The 14973-nt window shown below is 72.1% G+C and carries 13 protein-coding genes; 10 read left to right on the top strand and 3 right to left on the bottom strand.

Features of this window, described 5'->3' with window-relative positions; genetic code table 11:
• The first annotated feature begins 36 nt into the window (after positions 1-36).
• The 6 genes from SM611_RS02785 to SM611_RS02760 all read left to right on the top strand — a co-directional run bounded on the left by SM611_RS02785 (position 37) and on the right by SM611_RS02760 (position 7462).
• Complete coding sequence (locus SM611_RS02785) at positions 37-2367, top strand: helicase-associated domain-containing protein (protein WP_371947171.1); 2331 nt, start codon at positions 37-39, stop codon at positions 2365-2367.
• A 628-nt stretch (positions 2368-2995) separates the two neighbouring features.
• Positions 2996-4699, top strand: coding sequence for a sensor histidine kinase (locus SM611_RS02780; RefSeq protein ID WP_371947170.1), 1704 nt, complete (start codon positions 2996-2998; stop codon positions 4697-4699).
• Positions 4700-4790: 91 nt separating this feature from the next.
• Positions 4791-5204 (top strand): roadblock/LC7 domain-containing protein, encoded by a 414-nt coding sequence (locus tag SM611_RS02775; protein ID WP_371947169.1) that lies wholly within the window; start codon positions 4791-4793, stop codon positions 5202-5204.
• The gene (locus SM611_RS02770; RefSeq protein ID WP_371947168.1) at positions 5201-5566 is read left to right on the top strand and encodes a DUF742 domain-containing protein; all 366 of its coding nucleotides are present in this window, start codon (positions 5201-5203) and stop codon (positions 5564-5566) included. Before SM611_RS02775 ends, SM611_RS02770 begins: the two co-directional genes overlap by 4 nt.
• Positions 5547-6191: a GTP-binding protein gene (locus tag SM611_RS02765; protein ID WP_371947167.1), complete on the top strand. Its 645-nt coding sequence runs from the start codon at positions 5547-5549 to the stop codon at positions 6189-6191. The genes SM611_RS02770 and SM611_RS02765 overlap by 20 nt, the downstream gene beginning before the upstream one ends.
• Positions 6188-7462: a cytochrome P450 gene (locus SM611_RS02760; protein WP_371947166.1), complete on the top strand. Its 1275-nt coding sequence runs from the start codon at positions 6188-6190 to the stop codon at positions 7460-7462. Before SM611_RS02765 ends, SM611_RS02760 begins: the two co-directional genes overlap by 4 nt.
• Here the strand turns inward: SM611_RS02760 and SM611_RS02755 are convergent.
• Positions 7446-8663, bottom strand: coding sequence for a cytochrome P450 (locus SM611_RS02755; RefSeq protein WP_371947165.1), 1218 nt, complete (start codon positions 8661-8663; stop codon positions 7446-7448). The two genes, SM611_RS02760 and SM611_RS02755, sit on opposite strands and share 17 nt — an antisense overlap.
• A 141-nt stretch (positions 8664-8804) precedes the next feature.
• The gene (locus SM611_RS02750; protein ID WP_371947164.1) at positions 8805-9773 is read right to left on the bottom strand and encodes an ArsR/SmtB family transcription factor; all 969 of its coding nucleotides are present in this window, start codon (positions 9771-9773) and stop codon (positions 8805-8807) included.
• 150 nt (positions 9774-9923) lie between these two features.
• Here SM611_RS02750 and SM611_RS02745 point away from each other — a divergent pair, with 150 nt between their 5' ends.
• Positions 9924-11210 (top strand): MFS transporter, encoded by a 1287-nt coding sequence (locus SM611_RS02745; protein WP_371947163.1) that lies wholly within the window; start codon positions 9924-9926, stop codon positions 11208-11210.
• Here SM611_RS02745 and SM611_RS02740 read toward each other — a convergent pair.
• Positions 11196-11351: a hypothetical protein gene (locus SM611_RS02740; RefSeq protein WP_371947162.1), complete on the bottom strand. Its 156-nt coding sequence runs from the start codon at positions 11349-11351 to the stop codon at positions 11196-11198. The genes SM611_RS02745 and SM611_RS02740 overlap by 15 nt on opposite strands.
• A 546-nt stretch (positions 11352-11897) precedes the next feature.
• On the opposite strand from SM611_RS02740, the gene SM611_RS02735 reads away from it, so the two are divergent.
• The 3 genes from SM611_RS02735 to SM611_RS02725 are packed head-to-tail and all read left to right on the top strand — an operon-like array spanning position 11898 to position 14934.
• Positions 11898-13439, top strand: a complete 1542-nt coding sequence (locus SM611_RS02735; RefSeq protein ID WP_371947161.1) for a PP2C family protein-serine/threonine phosphatase — start codon at positions 11898-11900, stop codon at positions 13437-13439.
• Positions 13436-14575, top strand: coding sequence for a cobalamin B12-binding domain-containing protein (locus tag SM611_RS02730; RefSeq protein ID WP_371947160.1), 1140 nt, complete (start codon positions 13436-13438; stop codon positions 14573-14575). Before SM611_RS02735 ends, SM611_RS02730 begins: the two co-directional genes overlap by 4 nt.
• Positions 14572-14934 carry an STAS domain-containing protein gene (locus SM611_RS02725; RefSeq protein ID WP_371947159.1) on the top strand — a complete coding sequence of 121 codons (363 nt, stop codon included), beginning with the start codon at positions 14572-14574 and terminating at the stop codon, positions 14932-14934. Before SM611_RS02730 ends, SM611_RS02725 begins: the two co-directional genes overlap by 4 nt.
• Positions 14935-14973: the final 39 nt, after the last annotated feature.

The raw sequence follows: 14973 nt of genomic DNA, 5'->3' as shown, positions 1-14973 counted from the left end.
TGGGATCGTAGGCGGGTGGCGCAGAAGGATCGAGGTGTGACGGGGTCGCTCAGCACGTGGCTGGCGGGGTTGAGCCGGGAGGAGTTGGCCGGTCTGCTGTCCGAGCGGTCGGACGCGTTGGCCGACCCGGAGCCGTTGACGTTGGGCGAGCTCGCGGAACGGCTGTCCGGCCCGCGCGGGGCGCTGGTGGCGTTCGCCGCCTGCGAGCTGCCGTTGGTGCAGTTCGCGGAGGTGCTCGCGGCCCTCGGCGGCGCCGCGGCGAGGGCGGACGTCGAGGCGTTGCTCGGTGCCGAGCCGGACGACTTCGAACGGGTGCTGGACGCACTCGTCCGGCGCGGCCTCGTATGGCCGGCGGATGGCCTGCTGCACCTCGTGGAGCCGTTGAGGGAATGGCCGATCGGGGACGGACCGCTCGGTCTGGGGCCGTCGGCCGCCGTTCTGCTGCCGCACCTGAGAGCCGAGGATCTCCGCCGGATCGTCCGCGGCCTGGGTGTCGAGCCGCGGGGGAAGCGCAAGGCCGAGCTGCTGGACGCGGCTCTCGCGGGTCTGGGAGACGCGGAACGGGTGCGGCGAGTCGTGGCCGCCGCGCCGCAACGGGAACGGAGCCGGATCGAGAAGATCGCACGCGCCGGCCGCATAGACGGCGACCAGGGCATTTACCTGTTCGGCCGGGAGAGCCCGTATACCTGGGCGCTGGCCCGGGGACTGCTCGTCCAGCTCGACTGGCTGCAGCCGCTCATGCCCGCGGAGGTGGCACTGGCGCTGCGCGGCCCGTCCTACCAGGCGCCTTTCACACCGGCCGCGCCGTCCGTGGGCACGGCCGCGGCGTCGGAGGGCGCGGTGACGGCGGAGTTCGCGGCGGCCTCGGCACGCGCCCTAGAGCAGATGGAGGCGGTTCTCCGGTCCTGCGCCGCGGAGCCGCCGGCCCGTCTGAAGTCCGGTGGCGTCGGTGTCCGGGAACTGCGGCGGACGGCCAAGCGGACAGGAGGTTCCGAGGACGCCGTCCGGCTCTGGCTGGAACTGGCCGCGGCCGAGGGGCTGCTGGACTGGCGCGACGGCGCGCTGGCCCCGGCGGCTGAAGCGGGTGATCCGCCGCCGTCCGCCGCCCGCCTGGCGTCCATGCTGCGTACCTGGGCGCAGATGCCGCGCCTTCCATTGCTCGACGATCCGGAGACGGGCCGTAGCGCCCCTCTGGACACTCGGGCGCACGATCCAGCGGCGCCCCGGCTTCGCGCCGCGGTGCTCGAAAGCCTCGCGGCCCTCCCCGGAGGGCGCGGCGCGACCGGACCCGGACAACTGGTCGCGGCGGTGACATGGCGGTCCCCGCTCTTGTTCGAGGACGCCGAGGTGGCGCCGCCCTACATCGCGGCCGTCTGGCACGAGGCGGAGTTGCTCGGCGTGATCGCCCATGGCGCGCTCACCCCGACCGGACGGGTGCTGGCGGGCGTCGACGCTGCGGTGACGCTGGATGAGGCCGTCGCGGACGCGCTGGAAGCGACGTGCGGACGGGTGCTCCTGCAAAGCGACCTCACGGCCGTGGTCCCCGGGCCGCCCGCGCCGTGGCTGGCGGGACTCCTGGACCTGGTCGCCGATCGCGAATCACGGGGCACCGCCTCGGTCTGGAGGTTCAGCCTGCCCAGCGTGCGGCGCGCCCTGGACGAGGGCCGCACCGCCGACGGGATCCGCTCCGACCTGGAGGCGGCGGCGGGCACCGGCCTGCCGCAGCCGCTGGCGTACCTGATCGACGATGTCGCCCGCAGGCACGGCGAGGTCACCGTCACCGCGCTCGCCTGCGCGATCCGCTGCTCCCGTCCCGCGCTGCTCGCCGAGATCCTGGCCCATCGGGGGCTGCGCCGGCTGAAGCTCCGGGAACTGGCGCCCACGGTGCTCGCCAGCGCCGAGCCGGTGGACCAGACCCTCGCGGCGCTCCGGGCGGCCGGTTACGTACCGGCCGGCGCGGGCGACGGCGACGCGCCCTTGATCGAACGCGCACGCCCTCCACGTCGCGAGAAGCGTCCGGGCAAGGCCGAGGCCACCCGGCCGCGCACGCCGATCGACCTGGCCGCCCGGCTGCACGGAACACCACCGGACCCGCCCGCCGAAGCCGACGATGTCGACGCCCACATGGCGGAGCTCGCTTCCCACCTGCCGGTCTCCGAACGGCGCATGCTGGCCCACGCACTGCGGACGGGCGTCGCCGTCGGCATCGAGTACGTCAACGGCGAGGGCAATCCCACCACCCGTGTGATCGAGAAGGCCCGGCTCGACGCCCCCTTCCTCACCGCGTGGTGCCGGCTGCGCGACGCCGAGAGGGTCTTCCACATCGGCCGCGTCCAGGCCGTGACCCCGGCAGCTCTCATGATCTGAGACCAGCGCGGGCGCATGGGGAACCCGGTCGGTGGGCGGCTGCCGGAGAAGCGAAGGAAGGGGGCACGGCCGGGCGCCGCGGCGGCGGGACCGGAGGCCGCTGTCCGGGGCCTCAGGTCGGCGCTCCGCATCGAGTCCGATTTCTCATGTCGATCAATACCGCCGCGTGCTGAACGGTGTGGCGGAGTCGGCGGCGCCGCCGTCCGCAAAGGAGAGGTTCGGCGCGCCTGGCCGAGGTGCAGGGCACCCGGAGGAATCGCTCAATGATGATCGTTTTTGGCCGCCCGTTCACGGCGGGCCTTCGGCGAACGTTTCGTGAGGTCGGGACGTTCGTGGCGCGCTCCCGCGAAGCGGCGGATCCCCGGCTTAGCGGCTCCAGAGTTGGAACGATCCACGATCTTTGGTGATTCTTCCGGTCGGATAACCGCATCGGAAGGTGGTCAATTCAGAGCAAAAGGGACAGTAGTTCGCTGAAGTATCTCCCCTTACTCCCGTGTCTTCGTGCATCATGGGTTCCGCCCCATTTCGGGGTTCGTGCGTGTTGAGGTCCGCATCCGGGTCGGGCCCGCAGTCCGCTGGGCCTGCGCACGGTTCCATCAGCCAGCCCCTCGCTCAAAGGACAGGATGGATGCCGGTACACGCAGGCCGACTCCGCATCGAGCGCGCCCCCCTGGAACGCGCGGTACTGGTGTGGCTCATCATGGCGATCGCCGGCGGCGGCATCTTGCTGGCCGCCCTCTTCGCCGTCGGCCCGCAATCACGCGCCCTGGTGGCGGGCGGAGGTGGAGGCATGCTCCTCGCGCTCAGCGCCGCCATCGGGGCCGCCGTGTACTTCGCCGCGGACAACCAGCGGCTGCGAGGCCGGCTGATGCAGGTCACCGCCCAGGACGACCGGTTGGAGCGACAACTCGCGGAACTGGTCGACGGGCCGCTGCCCACCCTGGTCGCCCGGCTGCGCGACGGCGCTCCGCCCGAGAAGGTGCTGGTCGGCTTCCCGCCGGTGACCGACCGGGCCCTCGGACGGCTGCTGCGCATCGTCGTGGACGGCCTCGCCGCCGGGGAACGCGCGGCCGCGCAGGTGCGGGCGGAGTCGGCCGCGCTCGACGCGGAGTTGGCCTGGCTCGCCGACACCGCGCTGCCCGCCCTGGCCACCCGGATCAGGCGCGACCGGGTCGGCGTCCCGGCCGTCCTGGCCGAACTCGCGGACCCCGCCCACGACACCACACGGCGCGTCCTGCACCGGGTCGCCGAGGACCTCGCCGAGGGAGAGCGGACCAGCGCCGCGGCGCTGGCGGCCTGCGCGAGCGCGGCCGCGCGGATCCAGGCGAGGACGACCCGGATGCTCGGTGAGCTGCGCGACCTGGAGGACCGCTACGGCGACGACAAGGTGTTCGGGGACCTGCTCGGCCTCGACCACGACGTCTCCCAGCTGGGACGGCTGGCCGACAGCATCGCGCTGCTCAGCGGCGGCCGGTCGGGGCGGCGCTGGACCAAGCCGATCGTGATGGAGAGCGTCCTGCGCGGCGCCATGGGCCGGATCGGTGCGTACCAGCGCGTCCAGTACCACCTGACCAGTACCGCCGCGGTCGCCGGATTCGCCGCGGAAGGCGTGATCCACGCGCTGGCGGAGCTGATGGACAACGCCGCCAACTTCTCGCCGCAGGGCAGCACCGTGCACGTGTACGTCGAGGAGGAGGACGCGGGGATCCTGGTCACGATCGAGGACGGCGGCCTCGGCATGCGGCAGCGCGAACGGCAGCGCGCCGAACGGCTCGTCAGCGAGGCCGCCGATCTCAGCTCGCTGCCCGGCACCAGGCTCGGCCTGGCCGTCGTCGGGCGCCTCGCCCGCAAGCACGGCCTGCGGGTCAGCTTCCGCCCGTCCTCGCGCGGTGGAATCGGCGTGATCGTGCTGATCCCCGCCAACCTCATCGTCTACACCCCGCCCGGTGCCGCGGACGCCGTGGACGCGGCGGACGCGGCCGTCCCCGCCGCCCGCCGTCCAGCGGAGCCGAAGCGCGAGGTCGCGGCGCCTCAGCCCGCCGGCGCGGAATCCGATGATCTGGTCCTGCCCAAACGCAGACGCGGCGCCGCCCTCGCGAGCGCGCCCGCGGGACGGCCCGCGGGGCAGGAACCCCGTCTCCGCGACTCGGGGACCCGGTTCGCCGCGTTCCGCCAATCCGCGGCCGGGCCTCCCGCCGCCTCCGCATCCCCGTCCGCGTCCGCGTCCGCGTCCGCGTCGGCCTCCGGTGCCGAGCCGGACGGGGCCGGGTCCGCGGCGGCCGGGGGTGGGGGAGCAGGTGCGGGGGAGGCGGGGCCCGCCGCGGACGAGTGAGATCCGCGACAGGCCCCGGCAGAACGACGGACAGCAGGATTCACAGATGGGAGGAGGGGCGACCCGGACCACCGGCCGCCCCGGGGAACCGATGAACACCGATCAGCGTGATCTTGACTGGTTGCTCGCGGGGCTGCTGGAGCGAGCACCGGGTGCCCGGCACGTCCTGGTGCTGTCCAGGGACGGCCTCAAGATCTGCTTCACGCCCGGACTCGAAGAGGACGGGGCCGACCAGCTCGCCGCCATCGCGTCCGGCATCCAGAGCCTGTCGCTGAGCGCGTCCGCCGAGTTCGGCGAGGGCCTCGGAGCGGGCCAGTCCATGGTGGAGTTCGCCGGCGGCGTGCTGCTCATCGTCCCGGCGGGCCAGGGTGCGCACCTGGCCGTGGTCGCGGACGAGGTCGCCGACGTCGGCCTCGTGGGGCACTGCATGAACGAGCTGGTCGAGCAGATCGGCGGGTACCTGACGGCCGCGCCTCGCAGACTTGAGCACGACGCCCGCACATGAACCGCCGCCCTCTCGACAGGGAGGACCCCGACCGGCTCTACACCGTGACCCGGGGCCGCTCCGAGGCGGGCGACGACACGCTCGATCTGGTGGCGCTGATCGTCGCCGAGGACGAAGCCGAACCCGGCATGCAGTCCGAGCACGCCACGATCCTGCGGCTCTGCCGCCACAACCCGGTCGCGGTCGTCGAACTGTCCGCCCGGCTGCGGCTGCCGGTGAGCGTGATGAAGATCTTGCTGCTCGACCTGCGCGACATGGGCCGCATCACCGTCCGCCATCCGTCCTCGGCCGCCGCACCAGCCGCGTACACGGCCGACCTGGAAACGCTGAAGCAGGTGCTCGTTGGACTCGAAAGCATTTGACCCGACGCCGGGCGCGCAGCCCGCCGACCGGCGCGCCGGGACGCCCCTGCGGCATACCGCCCGGGACGCGTTGAAGATCGTGATCGTCGGCGGGTTCGGCGTGGGCAAGACCACCATGGTCGGCTCGGTGAGCGAGATCAGGCCGCTCAGCACCGAGGAGACCATGACGCGGGCCGGGATCGGCATCGACGACCCGGGCCGGGTCGAGACGAAGCGCACCACCACCGTCGCCTTCGACTTCGGCCGCATCTCGCTGGACGAGCAGCGGGTGCTCTACCTGTTCGGGGCGCCCGGCCAGGAGCGGTTCTGGTTCCTGTGGGACCAGCTGTTCTCAGGGAGTCTCGGCGCCATCGTCCTGGTGGACACGCGCCGGCTGGAGGAGTGCTTCTACAGCGTCGACCGCCTCGAGGCGCACGCCATGCCGTTCGTGGTGGCGGTCAACCGGTTCGAGGGCCCGCGGCCGTCGCTGGACCGGGTCCGGGACGCGCTCTCCCTCGACGAGGGCATCCCGCTGATCGAGTGCGACGCCCGCTCCCGCGACTCCGCCAAGGCCGTGCTCATCACGCTCGTCCGGCACCTCGCCCATCTCCGCGAACCGTCCGCCGCCCAGGAGGTCGCACCGTGACCGAATCGTCCATTCCGCGGTCCGCGCCCGCCGGGGACGCCCCCGACACCCCCGTGCGGCTGTACGGGGCCACCGTCACCCGGGACCCCGCCGAGTTCTACCGTGAGCTGCGCCGGGACCACGGCCCGGTGGTACCGGTCCTGCTGGACGGCGACGTCCCCGCGTGGTTCGTCGTCGGCTACCGGGAGGTCAACCACATCACCAGCAACCCCATGCTGTTCGCGCGCGACTGCCGGCGCTGGAACGCCTGGGACCAGGTCCCCGACGACTGGCCGCTCATGCCCTATGTCGGGTGGACGCCGTCGGTGATGTTCGCCGAGGGGGAGGAGCACCAGCGGCGGGCCGGCGCGATCGGCGACGCCCTCGACGCCGTCCACCGCACCGAACTCGCCGCCGTCTGCGAAGAACTCGCCGACGGGCTCATCGACGAGTTCGCCGGCAACGGGGAGGCCGACCTGGTCGGGCAGTACTCCCACCGCATCCCGCTGCTGGTCATGGCCCGGCTGTTCGGGCTGCCCGACTCCGACGTGCCCGCGCTCGTCCAGGACGTCGCCGAGTCCCTCGACGCCGACGAGAAGGCCGTCGCCGCCCATCAGCGCATCCAGCAGCGCATGACGGACCTGGTGGCCGAGCGGCGGCTGCGCCCGCGACCGGACTTCCCCTCCCGGCTGCTGGCGCATCCGGCCGGGCTCAGCGCCGACGAGGTGATCATCGATCTGCTGGTGGTGATGGCCGCCGCGCAGCAGCCCACCGGCAACTGGATCGGCAACGCCCTGCGGCTGATGCTGGTCGACGACCATTTCTCCATGACGTTCCAGGGCGGCAGGAGCAGCGTCGACCAGGCGCTGACCCAGGTGCTCTGGGAGGACACCCCCACCCAGAACTTCATCGGCCGCTGGGCCGTGCACGGCTGCCGGCTCGGGGGACGCGACATCCGCTCCGGTGACCTACTGGTCCTGGGCCTGGCCGCGGCGAACGCCGACCCCCAGGTGCGGCCCGAGGCCGGCGCCGCCACCGGCAACCGCGCCCACCTGTCGTTCGGGCACGGTGAGCACGGCTGCCCGTTCCCCGCCCCGGAACACGCCGAGGTCATCGCGCGGACGGCCATTGAGGTGCTGCTCGACCGCCTGCCGGACATCGAGCTGGCCGTCCCGCCGGACGGCCTGGAGTGGCGGCCGTCCTTCTGGATGCGGGGGCTGCACACGCTCCCGGTCACCTTCAGTCCGGCCGCCCGCAGGGGCGGGGCGGTGCCGTTCACCCCGGAGGCGTGAACTCCAGCGGCAGGTGGGCGGGGCCGCGGGTGAACACACCGCGCTCGACCGGGTCGGCCCCCTCGGCCAGCCGGACGTCGGGCATGGCGTCCAGGAGCATGTTCGTCCCGACCTCGATCTCCGTCTTGGCCAGCAGCGCGCCGACGCAGAAGTGCCGTCCCAGCGCGAACGCCAGATGGTCGGCCGCGGCGGAGAACGCGCTCGTGGTCGTCAGGTCATCGCGGAAGATGTCGAAGCGTTCGGGGTCCCGGTAGCGCTCGGGGTCCCGGTTGGCCGCGCCGATCAGGCAGGTGACCGTGCTGCCGGCGGGGATCGTTCCACCGGTCACCGCCACGTCCTCGTCCGGCTGCCGCATGATCATGTGGACGGGCGGCGAGTAGCGCAGCGTCTCGGCGAACGCCCGCGGTATCAGATCACGGTCCCGCCGCACCGCCGCGAGCTGGTCCGGATGCGCGAGCAGGTTCGCGAACAGCGCGGAGACGGCCTTGTCGGTCGTCTCACCGCCCGCGGCCAGGAGCAGGCTGACGAACGCCTTGATGTCCTCGTCGCTCATCCGCGTCCCGTCGATCTCCGCCAGGCACAGCCGCGACAGCAGATCGTCTCCGGGCTCCTCGCGGCGGCGCGCGATGATCGGCAGCATGTAGGCGGCGAGTTCCTCCCGCGTCCGCAGCCCGGCCTCCGCCACGTCCGGATCCTGAGCGAGGTTCCCCAGGAACGCGATGATCGAGGTGTACCACCGCTGGAACCGCGCGTGATCCGCCTGGTCGAGCCCGAGCATGTCGACGATGACATTGATCGGGAAGTGGGCGCTGAACTGGCCGACCAGCTCCACCTTGCCCGCCGTGCGGAAGCCGTCGATCAGGGTGCGTGCGTTCCGCTCGATCACCGGCAGGAATTTCTCCCGCAGTTCGTCGCCCCGGAACGCGGGCGCCACCAGGCCCCGCCGCACCGCGTGCTCCCGGCCGCTGAGCTGCAGAATCGTCCGCCCGTGCACGGGTTCGAGCTGCCAGTCGTAATTCGCGGTCGTGAACACCGGCTCCCGGAAGGCCCGCGCCACGTCCTCGTACCGCGAGATCACGTAGCTCTGCGTTCCCTCGTGCCAGTAGAGCGGCGCCTTTTCGCGCAGCACCTGATAGGCGCTGTAGGGATCGGCGGCGAATCCGTCCGCCAGGATATCGGGAAGCTCCGCACTCGTGGTCATTCCACTCCCATGAATGTGATTCGGTCACCATTGTCGAGGTTAGAAACCCACGGGGTTAAAGTCCAGAAAACCCAGGTTTCGGACGCGTGATCAACCGACCGAAACCTATCGGAGGCCGCGTGAGGGCGCCGGTCAAAGCGGTCACTCTTGGACCGTGGCTCCCCTGGCCCTGTGCACCCTCTGGTACAGCACGTGCCTGGATCGGCGGGTGCGGTGCACGAGGCCGGCGCGGTGCAGCACCTGCAGGTGGTAGGACACCGTCCCGGGGGTCAGGTGGAGGCGTTCGGCGAGTTCCGTGGTGGAGCGGGGCGTGGCGAGTTCGGCCAGCAGCCATGCCCGCGTGGCGCCGACGAGTTCGTCGAGCGGCCGGGGCGGAACGGACGCCGTGGAGATCGCCGGATAGCTGATCAGCGGTGTCTGCGGGGCGAGGTCGTCCTTATGGACGTCGTACATGGTGTGGTGCAGGAAGACGGTCGGCGTGAAGACCGCGGCCTCGGCGCTGATCCGGCGCCGGTGGAGACGGTCGATGTCCAGGCCGCCCTCCCGCCAGCGCACGGTGGGGCCGAGCCCCTCGATCATCTGAGCGAAGCCGTCCCTGGCGATCGCGTCGGCCCGGTGGGCGACGTCGTCTTCCAGCCGTGCCCTGATGTGGGGCCAGTGCGGAGCGAGCGCCGCCGTCCAGAACTGCTCCAGTTGGCCGGCAAGGAGCTCGGCGAAGTGCCGTTCTCCGCGGTCCAGGGCATTCCGGACCAGTGTCCGCGACGTTCCGACGTCCCCGCTCCGGTCGAGGGCGTTGCCCATCTCGCGTCCGACCCGTTCCATCGAGGTGACCGCCACCCGGTGCAGCTCCGCCTCCGGAGTGCGCTCGTAGGCCTCCGGCACGGGACTCACGAAGTCGGGTGAATAGCAGTACGGCCCTCGGCCGCTGACGGCGGCCAGCAACTCCAGCCGGTGGACGCGCAGGGCCTCGCCGGCTCGCCGCTGCCACTGCCTGCCGAGCAGGTGCGGATGGTGCCAGAGCATGAAGAGGAGTTCGTTCGCCGCGCGCACGGGCGAGATCGCGAACCTCGTCCGGGCCAGTCCGTCCGGACCCAGGTCAATCCGGATCATCGGCCCCGATCCACATCCACATGGTCCATTTGGACCTCATCAAATCATTCGGACCTCGGCCTGTCATGCCGCGACGATCACAACAGTTCTCGCACGGGGGGCGCCGGGCGTTCCGCCGTGACGTGGTGTGAACCTGGACAGGGAGTTGTCGTGGCGGAATCGGTCGTCGCCGGCGGGCCCGTGGACGAGCGGGGCGGGCGGTCCGCGCCGGCGGATCGGCGCGGACGTAACGCGTGGGTACTGGTGGTGTTCACCACCCTGACGAACCTGGCGGACGGGATCACCAAGATCACGCTGCCGATGATCGCCACGTCGCTGACCCGCTCTCCGGCGCTGGTCTCCGGAGTACTGCTGACCCTGTCGCTGCCGTGGCTGCTGATCGCGCTGCCGGTGGGCGTTCTGGTGGACCGTGCCGACCGGCGCAGGCTGCTGTGGCTCGCGGACGGCCTGCGGACGACCGCCGTTCTCGGCCTGCTGGCCCTGTTGGCCACCGGACGGATGGCGCTGCCGATGCTCTACGCGGGCGGGGCGGCGCTCGGCGTCGCCGAGGTGATCGCGCTGACCTCGGCCGCGGCCATCGTGCCCGACGCGGTGGCGCCGGCCGGCCGGGAGCGCGTCAACACCTGGATGAGCGCGGCCGAGACGCTGTGCAACGAGTTCGCCGGACCGTTTCTGGGCGGCCTGCTCGTGGTGGCGGGCGCCGCGATCGCGCTCGGCGCCACCGTCGGCGGCTACCTGCTCGCCATGGTCGTCCTCGTGTTCCTCGCCGGCCGGTTCCGGGTTCAGCGCGCCGTCGGCGAACCCGCGCCGTCCGTCCGCGAACAGGCCGTCGAGGGCGTGCGCTTCCTGTGGCGCCAGAGCCTGTTGCGGATGCTGGCCCTGACGGTCGCCGTGCTGGTCAGCTGCTGGGGCGCGTGGTTCGCCCTCATGCCACTCGTCGCGACCAGGATGATGGGCCTGAACGCGGGCGAATACGGCGCGCTGGTCGCCGCTCTGGGCGTCGGCGGCCTCGCCGGGGCGCTGGCCGTGGGCGCCGCGAACCGGCTGTTCGGACGCCGCCGGGTGATGTTCGCCAACGTGTTCCTGACCTGCGGGATGGTGGCGGTGCCCGCGGTGACCGCGAACGTGTGGGCGGTCGGTTTCGCCGCCTTCCTCGGCGGCATGGGGGGCGGCCTCTGGACCGTCAACTCCCGCATCATCGGCCAGACACTGGTGAGCCCGGACATGATGGGCCGGTACAGCGCCGCCGCCCGGCTGTTCGGCTGGGGTGCCATCCCCCTGGGCACCGCGTTGGCCGGAGTGCTCGCGCAGTGGTTCGGGCCCAAGGTGGCGTTCGGCGTCTTCGCGGTGTCGACCGCGGTCATCATCGTCCCGTTCCTGCGCACCTTCACGCCCGGCGCCCTCACCGACATCGAGGCGCGTCTACGCCGCCCATAGGACGCCGCCCGCGTCCTCCGGTTCAGGTCGCCCGGGGGCGCGGTGGCACAGGCCGTCGAAGAGGAGTGCGGTGATCTTCCGCGCCTCGTCCAGCCAGCCCTCCGCCGAAACGCCCAGTGAGCGGGCGAACTGCCGGTGCATGCCGATGATGTCGTCGTACGAGGCAGGTGGCCGAGCGGCTCGGCGACGCAGTGCAATGGGAAATCGTGCTGATTTCGCAAGAGCCGCATTTTTCGTGTCGCGTCCATCGCCGATAAGCGAACTCTCGTTGCGTTAACGCTACCCGCGGAAGATTCGACCGATCATGCGCGGCGCCGGCACGTCTCCGGCCTCGCGAACCAGCGGTGACCAGCGGACCCGGGAGATCGTCGCGGGTGCGCCGATCCCGCGGGCGGGGAGGGACGCTTCCTTGCCTTCCGTCAAGTACCTTCGTGTTGTTACGGTGTGATGCGGGGGGTAGCTTCCTCGTCAGGCGGTTTTCTCAGGAAGGGAAGTGGTCTCGCCGCAGCCTCTGAAGTGATGGAACTCACTCAAAGTACTGATGGTCCTCCCGGTGTTTTCGACTCGGCCCTGGCCTCCGCCCCGTATCCGGTGCTCGCCTTGGATCCGGCGGGGGCAGTCACACGACTCAATGACGCGGCTCGCCCATTGCTCGGCGCGGTGCCGGGCGGGGTGTCGGACCACCAGGTGCCAGGGTGGCTGGCAGAGGCCCACCACGCGCTGGCCGCCGGTCCTGCCCCGGCCCGTGCGGAGCCCGGCCGTTCCCCGCTGGAGCCGATCGCGCATGGTCCGGTCGGCGACCGGTTCTTCGCGGCCCATGCGGTGCCGGACGGAGGACCCGCCGATCCCCGCGTGTCCCGTGGCCACTCGGCCGGGACGATCTGGTGGCTGTTCGATGTCACCGAGAACCGGCGTCTGGCGCGGGAATTGGCCGCCGAACGCGAGCGGACGTCCTTCCTTGCGGACGCGTCCAGCCAGCTGCTCGCGTCGCTGAATCTGGAGCGGTGCATGGAGGTGACCGTGCGGCTGGCCGCGCGGCATCTCGCCGACGCCGCACTGGTGATCGCTCCCGGATCGGGGCGGTCCCATCCCGTTTCCTTCTGCGGCCCGGACGGTGAGGTGGAGCATCAGGAACTCCTCGTGGATCCGGCGGAGGTTCCGGGGCTCGCGGAGGCGATGCAGGGGTTCCCGCCGGTGCCGTCACGCTGGATCGATCCCGCCGCCGCGCCCGCCTGGGTCGCCCGCGAGCACCTGGGTGAACTCGCCGCCATGGTGGTGACCGCGCTGCCCGGACACGGGATTCCGGCCGGGGCGCTGATGCTGCTCCGGCGCGGCGGACAGGGCGCGTTCTCCGAGAACGAGGAGATGGTGGCGCGCCTGTTCGCGGCGCGAGCCGGTGCGGCCATGTCGGCCGCCCGCGTGTACGCCGAGCAGGCGTCCATCACCGACACGCTGATGCGCGAGCTGCTGCCGCCCCGGACGATCGAACTGCCCGAGGCGGAGCTGGCGGCCCGCTACCGCCCCTCGGGCGACGGCGAGCGGGTCGGAGGCGACTTCTACGATCTGCATCCGGCGGCCGACGACCCCGGTGCGCCGCCGGAGTCGCTGGTGGTCTTGGGGGACGTGTGCGGCAAGGGGCTGGAGGCCGCCGTCCTCACCGGCAAGATCCGGAACACGCTGCGCGCTCTGGTGCCGCTGACCGGGGACCACCAGCGTGTGCTGGAGCTGCTGAACGGGACGCTGCTGCACGGCGACTCAACCCGATTCGTCACCCTGGTACTGGCCTCGCTCGTCCGGGAGGGCGAGCGCGTGCGACTGCGGTTGACCAGCGCGGGCCATACCGCTCCGCTGATCGTGCGTGCCGGCGGCGAGGTCGAATCCGCCGACACGCACGGCTCGCTGATCGGGGTGCTGGACGACATCACGTCCACGACCGCGACGGTGCTGCTGGAACCGGGCGACGCGTGCCTGCTGTACACCGACGGCATCACCGAGGCGGTCGGCGGCCCGTTGGGCGACGAGATGTTCGGTGACGAGCGACTGCATGAGGAACTGCGAGGCTGTGGCGGGATGCCCCCGGAGGCCCTGGTCGAACGGGTGCACATGCTCGCCGCGGAGTGGGTGGGCACCCGCGTGCACGACGACATGGCCGTGATCGCCATCGCCGCTCCGCGGCGCACCAGCCCCGGTGCGGTCGGGGGCCGGGAACCTGGGAGGCGCACGACGTGATCCGCACCGCAGAGGAGCCGCCCGCCGAGTTCGATGATCGGGCGAAGGCGCTCTGGGACGCGATCGTCGGCGGCGACGAGTACGCCGCCGCCGACGCGATGGCGGCCGCCCTGGACGAGGGAGCCGCCGCCGAGACGCTGCTGCTGGAGGTCATCGCACCGCTGCAGGCCCGGGTGGGCCGCGAGTGGGCGGCGAACCGGCTCACCGTCGCGCAGGAGCACACCGCCACGGCGATCAACGAACGGGTGATCGGGACGATGGCGTACCATCCGGCCGTCCGCCGGGGCATGCAGAGGCGTGCCGGGGCACCGCGCGGCCGGGTGGCGGTGGCCTGCATCGACGGCGAGTGGCACGCGCTGCCCGCCCGGATCCTGGCCGAGGTGCTGCGGCTGCGCGGCTGGCAGGTCGACTACCTCGGGGCGCAGGTGCCGACGCCGCACCTGATCTCGCACGTCCACCGCACGAACCCGGCGGTGGTGGCGCTGTCGTCCTCGATCGCCACCCGGCTGCCGGCCGCCCACGCCGCCATCACCGCCTGCCAGGTGACCGGGACCCCGGTCATGGTCGGCGGCGCCGCGTACGGGCCGGGCGGCCGCTACGCCTCCCTGCTCGGCGCGGACGGCTGGGCTCCCGACGCCCGCGCCGCCGCCGCCCGGCTGGCCGAGGGGCCGCTGCCCAAGCCGCCGCCCGTCCACCAGGCCGTCGACGATCTTCCGCATCTCGCCGACCAGGAGTACACGCACATCACGCGGACGGCGCCGGGGCTGGTGCGCCACGTGCTGGCCGAACTGGAGTCCCGGTTCCCGGCGATGGCCGACTACACCGACCGGCAACGGCGCCACACCGCCGAGGACATCGCCCACATCGTCGACTTCCTCGGTGCCGCCCTCTATGTGGACGACCCGGACCTGTTCACCGGATTCGCCGGCTGGATCGCGGGGATCCTGGCCGCACGCGACGTGCCCGTCCACAGCCTGCTGCCCGCACTGGATCTGCTGGCGGAACAACTCGTCGACTATCCCCGCGCCGCGGACCTGCTGTCGCGCGCGCGGGACACCGTGCGGTCGCCGCTGCCGGAGCCCACCGGCACCCCGTCCGAAGGCGTGGGCGGCCTCTTCGAAGAGAGGACCGCATGACGGCCTTCGTTCCCGATGTTCCGTTGCGCGTCCTCGCCACGGTGGCCGGCGCGCGATCGCTGCGGATCGGGATAGAGGGCGTGCTGGACTTCCGTACTGCCGACACGCTGGTGACCGCTGTCTGCGCGCATCTGGAGGACCACCCGGACACCGACGACCTGGAACTGGTCTGCACTCGGATGGGCATGTGCGATTCGGCCGGTCTGTCCGCCCTGCTGATGATCCGGCGCCGTACGGCCGCAGCCGGCGCCCGCCTCCGCCTGACGGACCGGAGCCCGCGACTCGACCGGCTTCTGGACCTGACGGGGACCCTGCACCATCTCACCGGCGAATCGGCCGAGCCCGCGCCCCGGACGTGATCGAGATGTGAGCCGGCCGCTCCCGGCGCGGTGCCGGGG

It is taken from the genome of Actinomadura monticuli, from assembly GCF_041463655.1.
Lineage (GTDB): Bacteria > Actinomycetota > Actinomycetes > Streptosporangiales > Streptosporangiaceae > Spirillospora > Spirillospora monticuli.
Note: the sequence above shows the minus strand (reverse complement) of the source record. Positions and strands in the feature narration are given on the sequence as shown.